This window comes from Gaetbulibacter jejuensis, assembly GCF_039524015.1.
In the GTDB taxonomy this organism is placed as follows: Bacteria; Bacteroidota; Bacteroidia; order Flavobacteriales; family Flavobacteriaceae; genus Gaetbulibacter_B; species Gaetbulibacter_B jejuensis.
This window is the reverse complement of the sequence record NZ_BAAAGF010000002.1, coordinates 444,660-463,934: the sequence shown is the minus strand read 5'-3', so window position 1 is coordinate 463,934 and position 19,275 is coordinate 444,660. Positions and strand designations below refer to the sequence as shown.

Below are 19,275 nucleotides of genomic sequence, written 5' to 3'. Positions count from 1 at the left end.
TTTTATTAAAAGACCATTTAGACCTTAACTATTATCTGTAAAGTGTAAAGTGTCCTACAAAATCTCTATCATCTACTGAACTATTTAACCTAACCACATACCAATAGTCTCCAGTTGGTAACTCGGTATTATTATATCTACCATCCCAATATTGTCCTTGTCTATAGGTACCTACTTTACGACCATAGCGATCAAAAATGTCGAACTCTAGATTAGGGTAATTTTGAGTGCATCCAGGAGCCCAATAATCGGTAACTCCATCTCCATTTGGCGTAAAGTAATTTGGAATACATATATCTATATACTCCATAACTATAGTAGCCGTTGCAGTACATCCACTACTATCAGTTACAACTACTGTGTATTCACCAGTTTCCATAATGATAAACGTATTAACATCACCATAATCTTCATCATTAAGTGAGAATTGATAATCTCCTGTTCCACCAGAAGCCACAGCTATTATTTCATTTATTTCTCCTTGATTTAAAACCAGAGTTAATGGCTCATAGCTTTCAATATCGAAAAGTTCAGTAGTTTGAATACAACCATTAGTGTGTCTTACATCTACATAATTGCCAATACCTGAAGGTACATCTACAAAGATGTTGCTTGTTTGGTATGGTCCATTGTTTAATGAATAGTCCAAATCAGCAGGATCAACATCTCCTGTAACTGTAACAATAACACTATTTGAAGAGGCATTGTCTACACACGCATATTCAACTTCTACTGCTGGTTCAAAACTTATAGCTTCAGGGAAAGTAATATTCCATTCAGATTCGCAACCTTGACTATCTCTTACAAAAACAATATGGTCGCCTCCATTTAAATCAGTAAAATCAAATTCTGTTTGAGTTACAGTTCCTGTAGTATATGGACCATCATAATCATCTAAGCTCACACTGTAAGGCGCTGTACCACCTGAAATTTCAATACTGAATTCTCCATTAGCATCTCCTTCACATAGTTCAGGGAACATAGAATCTGGAACAATACTAATAATTACAGGTATTGGTTCTTCAATGGTGAAATTGTAAGTTAAGTAACAACCTAACTCATCTTGCACAATAACATCATAAGTTCCAGGAGCTAAATCATCAAAAATATTCGTTTCAAAAAACTGATTAAGTTGAGGCGAAATCGCATACATGATAACTCCTGTTCCTCCTGTTGCTGTTATTTCTAAAACACCATCATTTGCTCCTGTACATGTTACATCAGTCACTGTAAACGTCGCGTCTAACATTTGAGATGGTTCAGTAATTGTTATTGGCGCAGAAACTGAACTACAATCGCCACTTTCAACACTAACTACATATGTACCTGCAACAAGTTCGGTAAACATTCCTGGTGTATTTTGAGTTGCAGAAATTGGGTTACCTGAAGTATCTTCTAACGTGTACACATAGTTTCCTAGACCTCCTTGAGCAGTGGCAAAAATATTACCTGTATTATCTCCAGCACAATTTATAGTTGGATTGGTAGAATACAAGTCGATTTCTAAATCTAGAAGAGGGTCAATTGTAATTTCATTAGACACATTAGCTACACAACCATTGGCGTCCATAACATAATATTGATATGTTCCTACTGGAACTGAAAATGTTGTAGAAGTTGTAAACGTTCCTAATATTGTGGTAAAAGTACTATCGTTACTGTAGCTGTATGTTCCTGTTCCTCCTGTAGCACTTAATGTTAATGTTGACTCTATTAAACAAGTTTGAGTACTAGCAGTCACCAAACTAGCTTGTATAGGTGTTGGTTCATCAATCACTATATCTAGCGAAGTCATTTCACAATTATATCCATCGTTTATAACTACTGAATATGTACCAGCTCCTAAATTTGAAAACACATTAGACGTTTGCGGTCCTGATGAGCTAGGAGTTGGTAAAATAGTGTTTAAAGTATATGTGTAATCACTTCCTTGACCACCAGTAACATTTGTTATTGTAATTGTAGCGTTTTGATCACCAAAACAAGACAATACTGTTGTACTTGGCGTAAACGTTGCATTAATAGGTGTTGGTACTTCTAGTGTAATAGTTTCAGAAGCTATACAACCTCCTGCATCCATTACATTTACTGTATACGTACCTGCAGAAAGGTTTTCAAACATTCCGTTTGGAGAATACCCAACTGTTGCTGCTCCTGTTAGTTCATACTCATAACTTCCCCATCCACCAGTAGCGATAGCAGTAATAGTACCTAGGTTATCGTCACAAGTTACATTTGAGGTTTCTGAAACTGTTAGTGTTAACGCTTCTGAAGGTGAAGAAATAATCACACTCTCAGTGGCACTACAAAACGGACTTTCAGTTTCTGTGATAACAACAGTGAAAGTTCCTGCAGTCATTCCTGTTACAGTTAATGGGTTTGTAGCTGTATTAGCATTAACTGCTCCAGTTACTGAAGTTCCAATGCTATCAAACACTTCATAAGTATATGCTCCTGAATATCCACTAACATTAATATCAAAACTTCCTGAAGTATCTCCAAAACAGGTTACAGCAGTTGGCGTTGTTGTAAATGTAGGTGCTATTGCTTCAGGTAACGATACTGTAACTTCTTCAGTACAAGAGGTAACTGTATCAGTTACTGTTACTGTATAAACTCCAAAAGGGAGTCCTGAAATTACATCTCCAGCAATACTCACAGAAGCAGGATTAGGGCTTATGGAATAAATATAAGAACCTGAACCTCCTGATACTGACATTGTAATTTCACCATCATCATTATTACAGGTAGGAACCGTATTTACTGTTGGCGTTAATCCTAAAGGTGGCGCAATTGTTACTGAAACTAAGTTACCACAACCATTTGCATCGTTTATTTCAACAGTATGTGTTCCTGAGTATAAATTTGAAATTGTAAATGGAGCTGTTAGTGTTTGAAATGCACCTCCATTAATACTATAACTATAAGGAGCAATTCCTGCAGTTGTTAGTGCTACTTCTATTTCAAAATTACCCTCTTCTGTTGTACATTGGTCACTTAATGTTGCTGTAATTACAGGAGATGAATCCATAGGTAATACAACAACAGGACTTGTTACTACACAACCATAAGCATCAATAACATGTACATAGTAGCTTCCTGCATCCATATTAAATGTACTTACTGAACTCCATGAAGAATCGTTAGCTGCTGGAGCAGTTGCTGTTGTTGTAATTTGATATTGATAAGGCGCTGTTCCATCATGACCAATAGCGCTAATAACACCTGAACTTGGGTTACAGTTAGCGTTTTGATCTACTGAAGTAGTTAAACTTAATGGAATTGCAGATTCAGTAATATTAAAAGGAGCAGTTACCACACTACAGCCTGCATTGACTCCTGAAGTTTCAGTAATTAACACATAGTAGTTTCCAAATGGTAAAGGTCCTAAGTTTGTAACATTTAGCGAACCTCCTGCCGTAACTGTTCCTGAACCTGTTATTCCTGTATTTTGTTGTGATATGGCATCAAATATTGTATAATCTACTGTTACATCAGTCCCATAAATACTGTTTACAGTAAACGATACATTACCATCGTCACTTCCTGTACAAGTTATATTATTAAAACTCTCAGCACTTATTGACAAGGTTGAATTTGTAGGTATAGGTGCTGTTGCAGGTTCATAATAACTACACATAGTAGAGGCATCATATACAATAAAAGTATAGGTAACTCCAGGTGTTAATCCAGTAAATGTAGCTGATTGACTTCCTGGTGAATCTTCAGGAATCCACGTTCCTGCAGGATTAGGATATACCGAAGTAGGTCCTTGGTAAATACTGAAAAAGAATGGACCAAGACTTGGTAAACTAGAACCAATACTTACTACTGCTTCTCCTCCTAATGCACAATCTACCGAAGTACTAATTACAATATCTAAATCTGTAGGTGGAGACGCTACTAATACATCTTGATGTAAAACCGAACAACCATTAGCATCGACTACATTAATTTCATATAAACCAAAATCAACCACATCAAAACTTACCGAAGTTGATCCAGTAGCATTCAATTCAGAATTTGAATAACCATTAGTTCCTGTTACAAAATAATTGTAAGGAGCTGTACCACCTACAACGCTATCAATAATAATAGAACCTTGAGACACTCCTCCTGCTGTACACGTAATATCAATGGTATGATAATCTACTACAATTGCATCAGGCTCATTTATAGTAATGGTTTCAGTGCCTGTACAAGAATTAGCATCAGTAATAGTAATAGTGTAAGTTCCTGCTTCTAATCCTGAAGTTTGCGTACCAAAATCTGTAGCTGTTGTATCATTAAATACATTTATTGTAAAAGGAGGCGTTCCTACTGAAGGATCAATTGTAATATCAATTGCTCCATTAGTATCTCCATGACATAAAATAGGCTGAGTTTGAACCACAGCACTTATTGCAGGAGGAACAATTGGTGCTACAGTATGAATTACAGATTGAGCTGTACATCCATTAGCATCAGTAATTTCAAATTGATAAGTTCCTGGAGTTGTAGTTGTATAGGTAAATGTTGTTCCTGTTGCTCCTAAATCACTAAACGCTCCACCATCAATAAATACTGCATAAGTAAATGGAGCTACTCCACTTGATATTGTCCCTTCAATTACAGCATCAGGTGTTGCTGTACAATCAAGACCTTCAACTAAAACTGTATTTACCGAAACTACTGGCAAAGGATCTATAGTATAAGATTCTGAATATTCACAGTCATTTTCGTCTCTTACTTGAAATGTATATGTTCCTGGAGCTAAACCTGAAAATACATTTGACGTTTGGTAAGATGTTGCATAAGAAGCTGGAGCAGTAATTTGATATTCTAAAGTTCCTGTTCCACCTGTTACACTTGAAATAGTAACAGTTGATTCATTTGTTGGACAAGTTAATGGTGTATGACTAAAGGTTAAATCTGTTGGAGGATTCAACACATCAATTGTAATTGTATTAGTAATAAAAGTACATCCACTTGCATCTTGAATAGTTACAGTATACGTTCCACTAGTTAATCCGCTAAAAGTATTACCTGGCTGAAAATTAACACCATCAATACTATAAGTATAAGGTGGTGTTCCGCCTGTAACTCCTGTAACTGCAATTGTTCCGTTTGTTGCACAGGTATAAGGTGCTGATAATTCTGCTGTACCATCAATAGCGTCTGCTGAAGTAATTGTTACCGTTTGAGGATCAGTTAAACAAACCGAAGTTCCTACCGTATATTGAACGACTACATCATAATCTCCTTCTGAAAGTCCAGAAAACACTGAGGAGTTAGAAAAAGTCGTTCCACCATCAATACTGTATTGTAAACTATTACCATTAGTATTGGTCACATTTATGGTAATTGTTCCATTTGACGAACCTGAGCAAGAAATATCTGTTGTTGCAATGGTAAAATCTGGAGCAGGAATAGCATCTACAGTAATAGTTGTTTCTGCTGAACAGTTGTTAGAATCTATTACTAAAATATCATAAACTCCTGGTGAAGTCACTACAAATTCAGGTACAGTTTGGAAATCTGTTGTACTATTTATAAAATAAAAATATGGAGCTGTTCCACCTTCTGGATAAATAGTTATTTCTCCATCACTACATGTTAAAGGTACGGTTACTGCTGCAGTAACAGTTAATAATGGTGGCTCGATAATTTCTATATCTTCAGTATGAAAACAACCATCTTCAGTTTCAATATTAACCGTGTAGATTCCTGGGTTTAAATTTGCAAACGTATAGTTATTTTCGGTAATAGGACCTACACTATTTACTAATGTTCCTCCATTATATATTGAAAAGAAATATTGAGGATCAACATCATTAGCAGCTAAGTGTACACTTCCTAAATCACCATGACACAAGGGTTGTGTTACTAAAGTTGAAACCGTAAAATCACGTTCTAAAATTTGAACATCTGGTACAGTAAACACACATGGGTTTGTTGACACTCCAATTTGTCTAATATATACAGTATAAAGTCCAGGAGTTGTTACTGAAAATACATTGCTTGTTTGATAATTTACATCATCTAAACTATACTCATAACCATTTGGCACATCTAAAACCGTAATACTTCCTGGTGTTGTACAAACAATATCAGTAGCAATTACCGAAGGACTTAAAAGATTTTGATATACATTGAAATAGAATTGCACAAAACAACCACCTTCATAATTAATAGTTAACCTAAATTGACCTGCTGTGTTTGCTGTAAAGTCTGAACCTGTTGCTACTTGATTCCAAGTACAAGCATCGTTTTCGTTAGCACAATCGTCATCAGTTACAGGAGCACAACTCGATTCATCTAATTGTTCCCAAATTATTGAGGTGGCTCCAGCAATATCAGTTTCAATTTCTCTAAAATCATTTGCTCCACATAAAAATATATTTGGTAATAATTTTCCATCGTTTGGACAAGTCACCACCTCATCAGCATAAGGAATAACAGGGTTCGTTAAGTTATTACCTCCATAAAGCCCAACAACATATTCTTGCTCAATAGATTGACAAGGTGCTAATGCAGTATTAAAAGAATAATATGTACCTGTGTTTGTAACTGTAATGGTTTGTGTAGTCCCAATTACAGGAGTTCCTGTTGGACTTGTTGACCAAGAGTACGAATCATAACCATCAGCTGCAGTAAGTTCAACACTATCACCACATAACACTATGTTTTGTGTAAACGTACAATCTAAATCTGCTAAAAAATTTGTGGCTTGAGGAGTGATTAAACACCCTGTATTACTACTTAAACTTGGGTCATCTGTAATTGTGAAATTAGGGTTAAAAAACCCACTGTAAGACGCAAAAGCTTGATTACTCACAATGTTTGAACACGCATCAGCCAACTCATTACAAGTATCTACAACTTGAACTTCAATTCTAATTTCGTAAACTGGATCATTTTCTTCAACTAAGTAATCTTCAATATCAAATATAATTTCTCGAGTAGTAGGATCGTAACTTACAACTGTAACTCCTGGAGGTAAAACCAAATCCTCTGGGTAATTAAAAATAATATTTACCGGAAGAATATCCCTTATTTGAAAATTTGTAGCATTATCATTTCCTGTATTTTGAAAACCGATAACATAATTTAAGGACGCTCCTAAACCAACAGTTTGCCCTCCAATGTTGTTTCCTGAGTTGTCCTCTACAATTTTTGTAAGTACAATATGTGGCTCAATAATTTCTACTGCAAATGCGAAAAAGTAAGGAAAATAAGTATCACCACTTGTTTCTAACCTAATTACTGCAGATGTAGCATCGTTAGCAATTACTGTATTTCCAGGGTTAGGAACAGTCATTACACCTGTGTCAAATCCTAATGTATTGGTACTATTAGGAACTCTGTTATTTACAGGTGTTGCATCTAATTGCGTTACAGAACTATTAAAAAAGTTACCTACTGGTCTATCTGCAGTAGATAATGGCACACCATTAAGTAACAAACGGTCTCCTAAAATAGGCTTATCTCCTTCTAAAGTTGCAAAAGCAAAATTTGCTCTTACAGGAGCAGGTGCTGGAATAGTTCTAAATCCACTAACAGGAATATCAAGATTTGGATTACCTCCTGCAACACTAATTGCACTAAAACCGTCAAAACTGGTAATTGATTTACCAGGTAGTGTTGGGTCTTCATACACAACAAAAAGTGACCATCCAGCAGATTCTCCAGTTCCATTATATGGACTATAATCAGACGATTCTCCCTCAGCTGATGACACGTTTGCTACAGTATAAGTTCCCAAATCAACACCAGTTCCAAAACTTGTTACAATACTAGTTACATCAGCAAAACAAGCATAAGAAAAGCTGTCTCCTCCATCAACCGAACTACCATTTGCATCATAAATTACTGTACCAGTAATATCATTATAACCTCCAACAGGACCTCTTAACTTAACATTTGTAATTGGTTCGTCACCAGGATTTACTGCTCCCCAATATAAACCAGCATAAATAATTTGGTAACAGTTTGGGTTAGGAATTTCTAAATCAGCACTTGAAGAAGAAAACGTCGTTGGGTCTCCATCAATATCAATATAAGTCATATTAACATTGTGGTTATACACCGAGTTATTATTAAACGCATTATTATTTGGTCCAAGAATATTGTTACCTATAAGCACAATATCACCTTTTAAATCTTCATTGAATCTTGGTGTAAAAGGCTCGTAGTTTTGGGCATAACATTGTAGGCCTAAAAACAATAATGAAACTAAGGTTGCTAGTTTAGAAAAAGTAGGTTTTTTCATGGTATTCAATTTTTTTAATTCTGAGTTCAAAAAGGGGCATAATTGAACCTAGAATTGGCCTATTATTTTATTAGTTTTCTATTTTCAAGAGTGATGCTTTTGCTTTATATGGTTTACTTTCTTTAGCTTCCAGTGCTGCATTTGCAGCTTGAATGCTTTCAAAACTTTCGTAATAGATGTAATACTTACTTGTCTTAACATCGTAGAAGAAATTAATGTTCTTCTCACCTGAAGCTACTGCTTTAGCTAAGAAATCATCTCTCTTTTCTACATCAGTATGTACTGCAACTACTAAATAATATCCATTTTCTACATTTTGAACATTCTTAAGAATTTGGATATTGCCACTTAATTCTTCTCCAAAATCAAACTCTTCTTCAGGAATTGGACTTATGCTTAGTGGTGTGTTTTGCTTAATACTATTTAACCTCGCTTTATCTTGAGCATATCTATCTTCTTCATTATCATAAAGTGCGCGTTTAATTCTTCGTTTTCTTTCAAAGTCAGTTGCTAAGTTTATATCTTCCAACCTACTTTCTAAATCAGATTTAGCTTTAATAGCAGCCGCTTGTTCGGCTTTTAAAGATTTAAGTGCTTTTTGATAGTATAAGTACACTTCATCCATTGCTACGGTTTCTATTTGCTGTCTTTGATTGTATAAAGATTCTAATTCGTTGATTTTATCACTTGTAGTTTTAATCGCATTATCTAAATCTGTTCTAATTGCTTCAAGAGCAGCATTTTCAGCAGTAATACTCTTAAATGGTTTAGGCTCCATATAAATACCTTTTTCACTTAAATCGTTTTCCTCTTTTAAGTCTTTAAGGTCTTGGTCTTTTACATCAATAGCATCTAAAAACTTCTTTAATAAAGCTTCTTGCTCTTTCTTAGACGCTTCAGTGGACTCAGATATTTCGTTCATAGACTTACCAAGATTATCAGTTGCTTCTGGCGGTGTATCTTTCTCTTCATCAACCACTTCATCCTCTTGACTTTCTTCTAATTCCTGCTGAGCTTTTGCCTTAGCTTCAGCTTCTTGTCGTGCTTGCTCTTCTGCTGCTGCTTTGGCTCTAGCTTCCTCTTCAGCCTTTTGTTGTGCTTCGGCTTGGGCTTTTGCATCAGCTTCTGCTTTAGCCTTAGCTTCAGCCTCTTGTCGTGCTTGCTCTTCTGCTGCTGCTTTGGCTCTAGCTTCCTCCTCAGCTTTTTGTTGTGCTTCGGCTTGGGCTTTTGCATCAGCTTCTGCTTTAGCCTTAGCTTCAGCCTCTTGTCGTGCTTGCTCTTCTGCTGCTGCTTTGGCTCTTGCTTCCTCCTCAGCTTTTTGTTGTGCTTCGGCTTGAGCTTTTGCCTCAGCCTCTGCTTTGGCCTTAGCTTCTGCTTCTTGTCGTGCTTTCTCTTCTGCTGCTGCTTTTGCTCTAGCTTCCTCTTCAGCTTTTTGTTGTGCTTCGGCTTGGGCTTTTGCATCAGCTTCAGCTTTAGCCTTAGCTTCCGCCTCTTGTCGTGCTTGTTCCTCAGCTGCTGCTTTCAATTTACGTTCGGTAGCTTCTGCTTTAGATAGTTTAACAACAGGCTTTCTTTTTCTTGTTGGAGAAATTAAAGCACTTACTTCATCTTCGCTACTATAATCATAGTTTGTGTTGTTCTTAAATTTGTAGGCCAGTGTAATTTCATGTGATGGACCAAAATCTGTTAAATCACCTAGCGCTTTTTCAAAGTTGTATTCAATTGAAATTTGATTCGTGATATTAAGTCCTAAACCTGCTGAACCACCATACAGAGTGTTATAACCAACTTGTGCCCAAATACCTTTAGGTACCATCACCATAGCTACACCAGAAATAACTGTTTTATCTTTTTTAAATTCTGAACGCAATAAACCTGTAAACTTACTTTCATCAAAAAAACCACGACTATCCATATAACCTGTATACATCATGTGTGCTTGAATAGCTTGTTCAGGATTATCTTCTATAAGTTGAGAACTATTGAGATTATATAAGACTAGGTTGTTTATTGATAACCCAAAGTCTAAAAATGCTGTTCCATAGTTTATTCCTGGATTAACGGTAAGCATAAAGTTTGAAGGAATATTGTCTAACGAAGGGTCTGGGAAATTGGTAACGACATTTCCATCGTTAACTCCACTTTTATAAGCACCAACGTTAAGACCAAACGTTAGGTTATTATCAGTATTTAGCCTAACGTTATAGGCAAAATTAGCAAGTCCACCAAAAGTAGTTAGTACTCCGTAGTTTTGTTGAAATACACCTACTCCAATACCAATATTTTCTTTAAACCTTCCTGAAAAACTCACTAAGTAGGTTTGTGGCGCGTCTTCAAACTGAACCCATTCTCTTTTATTAGTTAAACTTATGTATTTATTTTGTTCTCTAACAAAGCTAAATGTTGGATTAATAACATATCTGTTGAACTTTAAAGAGTTTCGTACTGGTAGCGCAAGAGCAACTACTCCATCATCTTCTTGAGAGTAGGACATCTGTGTAGAACAGATAAATAACGCTATTATTAGTACAAAAAGTTTCATTTCATTTTACTACTGTTATTGAACCTTTTTTGGGTTTTTGATTAGGGATTGTGATGATATAATAGTAAACTGGATTTATGCTTTTAAAATCCAATTGATTTTCAGGCCAATTGTTTTGGTAATCATTAGTTTGCAACACTACTTTTCCTTGGTTTGTCATAATAATAACTTCGGCATTTGTACCACTAACATATTGTGGTGGTATTACCCAAGTATCATTAACACCATCTCCATTGGGACTAATAAGATTAGGTATGTTTGCTACATCAGGAAATTGCTCTATTGGTGCAGAAATTGAAAACAGAAATTCGCTAGACACAATACAACCTGAAGTTTGAGAAATAACAACTCTATAATCTCCATAAGCTGTTGCTTGATAGGAGTCTTCGGTTGCTCCTGCTATTAAATTGTTATTGAAATACCATTGAAATTCTGGATCAATAGCTGTTGTTGTTAAACTCACCCATAAGGTTTCGCCTTCTTCCATAGTATTTTCTTCAGGAACATCAATAGTACTTGTAAAGCTTTCACTCACTAAATCTATGGAACCTGAAGCTTCACAACTTCCTAAATCTACTTGAACAGAAAACACTCCAGATTCGTTTGTTTGATACATTTGCTCTGTAGCATCTGGAATTATATTTCCATCTTTATACCATTGGTAACTATTTCCGCCAATAGTGCTTAATGTTGTCATTCCTTGATCTGGACAAAACGGATTTCCTAAACTAGAAACTATTGATGCATTAGCTTCTCCTGAAGTTGCCTCACTAATAGTAACTCTATTTGAAAATGAATTAGAGGTACAAGTACCATAATTAGTTTCAACAAAATAAGTACCTTCTTCAGTAACCTCTAGAGAGTTTCCTTGAGCTACAAATACTGAAGTTGTTGGTCCAGTTTCTTTATACCAATTAAATGTAAGAGATGGATAGTTTAAAGGAGAATCGTTTGAACCTGTTCCTGGATTATCAATAGTCAACAAATAACTACCTCCAGTACAATACGCTCCTGTAGACACTAAATTATTAATAGTAAACGGACTATCCTGTGCTTTATAATAAGCTGCAAAAGTTGCTGAGCCAGAGCTAGTAGCTACAGGAGCAGTACTTTTAATTCTTATTCTGTAACCTTCACCTGAAGTTGTTTCAGGTAAAGAAAAGCTTAATGTTGCTGGTGAAGTTGTAACTTCTCCTGCATTTGATGTAAATACAATTGTTGGATCTGAAAAGCTTCCATCAGCGTCAGACATTTCAATGATAAATTGGTTTGAAGCGCTCAAAGCAGATTCTGGTGAAAATACAAATGTTGTGTTATACGTATTGAACGACTCACTTGCGCATGCTTGACTGAATCCTAAATTTGGCGTACCAATAACTATTTGAGCGTTTGATTTTTCTGTTGAAAGAAAAGTCAACAAACAAATTCCGAAAAATAGGGCTTTAAGGATGGTAGTTTTTTGCATTCAGTTCTGTTTTTTAATTACCTTTTTTATTCTCAATGTCAACCCTTAAAAGAGCTTCTTAATTGATTAATCAAAAAGAACACGCAATTCATTATGAATAGAGTGTTTAAAAAATTACATGAATCTATCTATTAGTCTTCGTAGGCGTTAGAAGCTATAATTTTGTTAATACGTAATCTGTAATCAGGACGTCTCGTGCTTGTTGCATCAATAAATGTTTCAGAGTCGTCTCCTTTAGAATACACATTAAAAAATACACTGTTTCCGTACCAATTCTCTAAGTCTTCGTTATTGGAGTTATTTTTAGTAAAAATGTTTCCGTTGCAGTTGTTGAAATACATTTCACTAAATCTTATCTTTTTGAGATTTTCGCTATTTACTTTGATATTGTCATCTAAAATAACCGCTGGATTAAACCCAGAAATTACACTTTTGTTCATTCTCAATGAGGCATCTTGATCGATATAAAGTGCTTCTTTTACCAAACCAACTTTTATATCAGCTTCTAAATTATCACTAATATTTACTAATGTTAAGTTTTCAGCATTAACAAAAGTTCCAGGTTTAGTAAAATCTACTTCATCTTTTTTATCATAAGAAGCAATGTGCATACATATTGAACCATCAGCTCCTGAGATATAAGGAGATCTAATTGCTAGAGAATTTGAAATATTACATAATGTTCCATAATTAAACTCATAGTCATTACTACTTGTTCTATATGAAATCATCTTATTTAAGTTTACTTCTCCTCCAAGAATATTGAAAGAGTTTCCTTCGCAATAACTTACCATAACATTTTCAATAATGGTTTGGTTTCCAACACCTGCTAAAGTAAGTGCGTTAAAATAACCAAAGTCTTTAGTTCTTTTACCAGCAAATTCAATTCTTACATATTTTAAAATACCTGAATTGCTTTCAGTATTGTCACCACCATAACTAATATTTTCATAAGATGAAGGTCTTAATCCGTATTCAACTGAAGAACCATTTCCATATTTATTAATTGGTGCATCTCCCAATACAAAAACACCTCCCCAATCTCCTTGTTTTTTTACGCTTCTGTTTGAAGTGAAAACAATTGGATCGGTTTGAGTCCCTTCAGCAATAATTTTACTGCCTTTACTAATGGTAAGTGACCCATTAGTATCAAAATCTCCAAGTATTACTGTACCTGGTTCAATTGTAAGTGTAGTACTATCAGTAACAAAAACACTTCCTAATAAAAGGTAAACATCTCTTTTATTAAGCTTTGTATCTTTTGTGATGTTTCCGGTTAAAATTTGTGTTGGCTCACCATAATCAGTATGATTTGGTTTAAACTCTGTCCAATTATTCAACCAGTTATTTGCTCCTATTATTCCCTTTTCCTGTTGGGCAAAAATGTTGCCAACAACAAAAAGTAATACACATAAAATTTGAGTAGAGTTTTTCATAGTAGGTAAATTTGTAATTAGGTTTGGGGTTCATTTTTATACTATTAGACCAAACATATTAACTTTTCCTATGAAATACAAATAATATCGGCAAAATACATTTTTTTAATATAAAAGACAGTTTATTCCTACAAAAATTAAGATAATTTGACTATTTTTTAATGAAGAAGAAATACTAATTAACAAGAAAACTCCTATTTATCAGAAAAATAAAAGATTACAAATAAAAAAACCTCAACTTATTAGGTTGAGGTTTTTATAAAAACAATACCAAATTGTTTAGTTATTAAATTCGTTATAAGTATGTAGCGATTTTAGTGTTTGCTCATAAAAAAGAATGGCTGCAATTAAATTTGATTTATCTGAATAAGGCAACACCTTTTTTTGAAATTCAATTGTACTATCAAAGTAAATTTTTGAGGCGTTTTTATTATCCTCTAATGCTTTTCTATTATCCTTAGTGTCTGGAATTCCTAAAGACGTCATTGTAATACCAGGCTTCGTTGCAAAAGCAATATTAGGGAGAATGTTAACAATGACTTCTATACGTTCGGTATACAAATCCAACAACTCTCCTTTTTGCATCTTTTCTAAATCTTCACGATCATGATACTTAGTTATTGAAACTTTACCGCTTATAATATTTTGAGCCTCATCCTTTTTTTGAGCAAATACGTTACTCATAGCTAGGAAAAAAACCATCATAAGTATAGTAAATTTAGTTTTCATAGTTTAGATTTAAGGGGTTCAATATCGCAAATTTATGTAATTAAACGAAAAAAACAAGCGTTTTGTCGATTTTTTAAGGAATTTACGAAAAAAAAATTGTAAAAAATTAACAAATAGGACTTTAGAAGACATTTTATGATTAAACCATCTTATTTATAAACCTTTACATAATCTACAATAAACTCTTGAGGAAAAATTGAATCATCTACTTCTGGACCTCCAAAATTACCTCCAATAGCCATGTTTAGTATAATATAAAACGGTTTATCAAAAGGCCATGTTTTATCGTTTTTAACTTCTGGATTAAAAGTGTAAACCAAAGTATCATCAATAAAAAACTCAATAAAATCTTTAGTCCAATTACATTTATAGATATGAAAGCCTTCTTCTATTTTATTGTTTGTTGTAATTTTAGTGTTTTTAGATTGACCATAACTATCAGGAGTATGTAATGTTGTGTGTACTTCATGTGGTGCTTTACCAACATATTCCATAATATCAATTTCTCCACATGCTGGCCAACCTTTGTCACCAATATCAGAGCCTAACATCCAAATTGCAGGCCAAATACCTTGTCCTTGTGGCAACTTTGCTCTAACTTCAACTGTTCCGTATTGAAATTCAATCTTTTTTGCTGTAGTAATTCTTCCTGACTCGTAAAGCGTACTATCTTTTGTTGCTTTAATATATAACAAACCATCTTTTACTGAAACATTGTGCTTGGTATAAGTCTGTCGTTCATTATTGCCCCAACCACAGAGGTTAGGGCAGCCATCTCCTAATTCGTAATTCCAAAATGATTCGTTTAATGAACTTCCTGTAAAGTCTTCTTCAAAAATTAATTCTTTTTTTGATGCTTTGTTACAAGATGTAAAAGCAATACACAATAATGCTATTAAAAAACTATTTCTCATTCTAATGTAAATTTAGCTTCTAATGTTGTATTTGAACTTCCTCCAACATACACTTTAAAGTCTCCTGGTTCAAGTAAAAATTTTCCTTCGTTGGAATAAAACCCTAACTCATTTTTAGACAATGTAAAGTTAATTGTTTTTGACTCGTTAGGGTTTAGCTCGACTAATTCAAAACCCTTTAACTCTTTTACTGGTCGTGTAACACTTGCAAATAAGTCTTGCATATATAATTGCACTACTTCTTTACCTTTTAGCTTACCAGTATTAGTCAGTTTAACACTTACCTCAACTGTGTTGTTAGAAACTACGTTAACCTTTAAATTGGTATAATTAAACGTAGTGTAGCTCAAACCATATCCAAAAGGATATAATGGTGTATTGCTTACATCTGTATAATGAGACCAAAATACCTCGCCTGGTGAAGGCATATTTGGTCGTCCTGTACTTTTACTGTTGTAGTATAATGGTAATTGACCTACGCTTCTTGGAAAAGTCATTGGTAATTTACCACTTGGGTTATAATCTCCATACAACACTTGGGCAATAGCATTACCACTTTGTGTTCCTAAATGCCACGCTTCAACAATTGCTGGTATATGCTCATCAGCCCAATTAATGCTTAACGGTCTTCCATTATTAAGTACTAAAACAATGTTTTTATTTACTTTATAAACCTCTTCAAGTAATTCTTGCTGAACTCCAGGTAAATCAATATCTGCTCTACTTCTTCCTTCTCCACTTTGAAACCCATGCTCTCCTAATACCATAATAACAACATCTGCTTGTTTAGCAACTTGTTTAGCTTCGGTAAACCCACTTTTATCAGATACATTAATATCTAATTCTCGTGCAAAAACAGTCTGTCCATATACCAAATCTGCTCCTTTAGTATACGTAATTTGATTTCCAGAATATGCTTTTAATCCTTCTAAAACTGAAACTGCTGTTCCATCATCGGCTCCAATTCTCCAGCTACCCAACGGACTTGTTTTATCATTAGCTAAAGCTCCTATAACTGCTATTTTTTGTCCTTCCTTTTTTAAAGGCAAAACATTGTTTTCATTTTTTAATAACACTATAGATTTTTTAGCCATATCCAACACTGCATCTTGAATTTCCTTACTACCTGTTACGCTTTGCTCTCGCTCTTCGTTACAGTATTTATAAGGGTCATCAAACAATCCTAATTCAAATTTTACTCTTAAAATTCTTCTTGCAGCATCAGTGATAAATTGCTCGTCTACTTTACCTTCTTTTACTAAAGTGACCAACTCATTAACATAAAGGTTTGATTCCATATCCATATCAGAACCTGCATTAACCGCTAATTCTGTAGCATGAGTACCATCTTTAGCATGACCATGTGCAATCATTTCTGCAATTGATCCCCAATCTGACACTACAAAACCTGTAAAATCCCATTGATGTTTAAGAATTTCTCTTTGTAAATATTTATTACCTGTTGCTGGCACACCATTAAGCTCGTTAAAAGAATTCATAAAGGTTCTAACACCTGCTTCATTTGCTGCTTGAAATGGTGGCAAGATAGTATTGTAAAGTGTTGAAGTACCAACATCTACAGTATTATAGTCTCTACCTGATTCGGCAAAACCATAGCCAGCAAAATGCTTTGCACAAGCTGCAATAGTGTTGTGAGCTGAAAGGTCTTCGCCTTGAAACCCTTTTACTCGCGCAACAGCTATTTTACTTGATAAATAGGTGTCCTCTCCAGATCCTTCCATTACTCTTCCCCAACGTGCATCTCTTGAGATGTCGACCATTGGAGCAAAAGTCCAATTTATACCAGCAGCTGCAGCTTCTTCAGCTGCAACTTCTGCTGATTTTTTTATAGCTTCTAAATCCCAACTAGCTGACTCAGCTAATGGAATAGGGCTAATCGTTTTATAACCATGAATAACATCAAACCCAATAATTAACGGAATACCTAAACGTGTTTCTTCAACGGCTATTTTTTGAACAGCTCTCACATCCTTTACGCCTCTCACATTAAGCATTGACCCTACTAACCCTTTTCTTAAATCGTCATATTTTTTTGCCGCATCACCATTTTCAGGCACTGGACCAGTAACATCCCAAAACCCATTGTACTGGTTCATTTGCCCAATTTTCTCTTCTAAAGTCATTATAGCTAAAAGGCTATCTACTTTAGACTCGATGGTAGTATTAAGATTAGTATTGACAGTACTTATTGCCAATTTTTTCTCATCAGTTTGGTTGCATGAAACCAATAGTAGTCCTATACAGACAAGCTGCAAATACGTTTTTATATAGTCTTTCATTTCTTACTGGTATACTCTTACATAATCAACTTCCATAGTATCTTCGGTAAATGCAGGATCAATTGTTCCTCCTAAAGTTCCTCCCATTGCAACGTTTAAAATCAAAAAGAAATCACTGTTGAAAGGTAAACCTGCATTATTACTTACAGTATGGAAGACAGTATCATCAACTAAGAAAATAATTTCGTCTGTTCTCCACTCAACAGTATAATTATGAAATTCTGTTGTTGAAGTTGGCGCACTTGTACTAGAAGAATCTCCAGCTCCAGGAGATACTGCAGGATGATGAACAGTTCCTAGAACTACATTTTTGTCTTGTCCTGTTTGTTCCATAATATCTATTTCACCACATGCTGGCCATGTATTAGTCTGGTAATCTTCTCCTAACATCCATATTGCTGGCCAAGTCCCTTGTGAAGCAGGTAGTTTTGCTCTTACTTCAACTCTACCATAAGTAAACTCATATAAGTTTTCAGTTTTTAATCTAGCAGAAGTATAACTTCCTCCATCGGCTTTTGCAGTTATTTTTAGCAAACCGTCTTCAACAATAACGTTATCAGATGCGTTTGTGTAAGTTTGAGATTCGCCATTTCCCCAGCCACCAGCACCTAAATCATAGGTCCATTTTGTAGCATCAGGAGCTCCATTAACATCAAAAGCATCTTCCCAAACTAAATTATCAAAGTCCGTTTCGAAAGGATCTTGTCCTGCTCCTTCTTCTTCTGAAGTAATAATGAACCACCAATCGAACTCTCCATTTCCATCAGTAGTTTTTAATAAAATTTCATTTGGAACAGAGCGATCTACAATTTGATAATTATGGTTACCACCACAGTAATAGCTTATAAATGCTAATCCTGATAAACTTAAGGTTTCTTGTCCTCCAGGAGCAATAAGCGTCCAAGTCTCAGAATAATCATTATAAGGGAAATTTTCAACATCAGCTCCATTAATTGTTCCTGTACCACTTCCTAATTCACTTACAAGACCATCACGACCAAAAATGGTTCCTGTTGGATCGTTTGTAGGATCATCATTAGTATTATTGGTAATATGAGTGAAAGTTCCATCTGCATTAAATATAAAACGATCGTCATACATTCCTACTCCAACTTTTTCATTAGCTGCAGCTCCATACCATTCCGCTGGAATTTGTCCTCCTACTGGACCCAAGCCAAAATGTCCAGGTTGTTCAGATTTCATTCTCCAAGTTTTAGAGCCGTCACCAACTAGCAGTTCTAATAAATCTTCAGGTGGCGCATAAGTTGCTAAAACTTCTACAGTAACTAATGTAGAGCTTGATGTTCCGCCAGCACCATAAGCTATAACAACAATGTCATAGGTATTAATGCCTAAGTTAGAAAAATTCATTGCTACCTCTCCAATTGGTGAGTTTGCAGCAACCGAACCGTAAACAAACTTAAAGTTGATAGCATTATCTGCTGTAGCTTTAAAATTAACTACACCACTTCCATCACCATAAGGATTATCGGCATCCTGCCCTACAATTTCGGTAGTTACAACAATATTTGATGGAGCTACTATATCTCCAAAACTTGCATCATCATCTTGACAAGAAGTAGCTACAAAAGCTATTGCCAAAAGTGAAGCGAAAATATATCTTAATTTCTTCATAGT

General features: G+C 34.9%; 8 protein-coding genes. All 8 read right to left on the bottom strand.

Annotation, left to right across the window (positions count from 1 at the left end):
- Positions 1 to 31: 31 nt before the first annotated feature.
- Positions 32 to 8,251 (bottom strand): T9SS type B sorting domain-containing protein, encoded by an 8,220-nt coding sequence (locus tag ABD011_RS08640; protein ID WP_343797498.1) that lies wholly within the window; start codon positions 8,249 to 8,251, stop codon positions 32 to 34.
- Between the two features lie 70 nt (positions 8,252 to 8,321).
- Entirely contained in the window at positions 8,322 to 10,793 is a 2,472-nt protein-coding gene (locus ABD011_RS08635; RefSeq protein WP_343797496.1) for a PorP/SprF family type IX secretion system membrane protein, read from the bottom strand.
- A gap of 1 nt (position 10,794) precedes the next feature.
- Positions 10,795 to 12,258, bottom strand: coding sequence for a T9SS type B sorting domain-containing protein (locus tag ABD011_RS08630; RefSeq protein ID WP_343797494.1), 1,464 nt, complete (start codon positions 12,256 to 12,258; stop codon positions 10,795 to 10,797).
- 131 nt (positions 12,259 to 12,389) lie between these two features.
- On the bottom strand, positions 12,390 to 13,694 hold the full coding sequence (locus ABD011_RS08625) for a hypothetical protein (RefSeq protein WP_134200128.1): 1,305 nt from the start codon (positions 13,692 to 13,694) through the stop codon (positions 12,390 to 12,392).
- 279 nt (positions 13,695 to 13,973) lie between these two features.
- Positions 13,974 to 14,423, bottom strand: a complete 450-nt coding sequence (locus ABD011_RS08620) for a hypothetical protein (RefSeq protein ID WP_343797490.1) — start codon at positions 14,421 to 14,423, stop codon at positions 13,974 to 13,976.
- A gap of 149 nt (positions 14,424 to 14,572) precedes the next feature.
- A complete protein-coding gene (locus ABD011_RS08615) occupies positions 14,573 to 15,337 on the bottom strand; it encodes a glycoside hydrolase family 16 protein (RefSeq protein WP_343797488.1) in 765 nt (254 codons plus the stop codon).
- Entirely contained in the window at positions 15,334 to 17,637 is a 2,304-nt protein-coding gene (bglX, locus tag ABD011_RS08610; RefSeq protein WP_343797486.1) for a beta-glucosidase BglX, read from the bottom strand. Before bglX ends, ABD011_RS08615 begins: the two co-directional genes overlap by 4 nt.
- Positions 17,638 to 17,640: 3 nt before the next feature.
- Positions 17,641 to 19,272 carry a glycoside hydrolase family 16 protein gene (locus ABD011_RS08605; RefSeq protein ID WP_343797483.1) on the bottom strand — a complete coding sequence of 544 codons (1,632 nt, stop codon included), beginning with the start codon at positions 19,270 to 19,272 and terminating at the stop codon, positions 17,641 to 17,643.
- Positions 19,273 to 19,275: the final 3 nt, after the last annotated feature.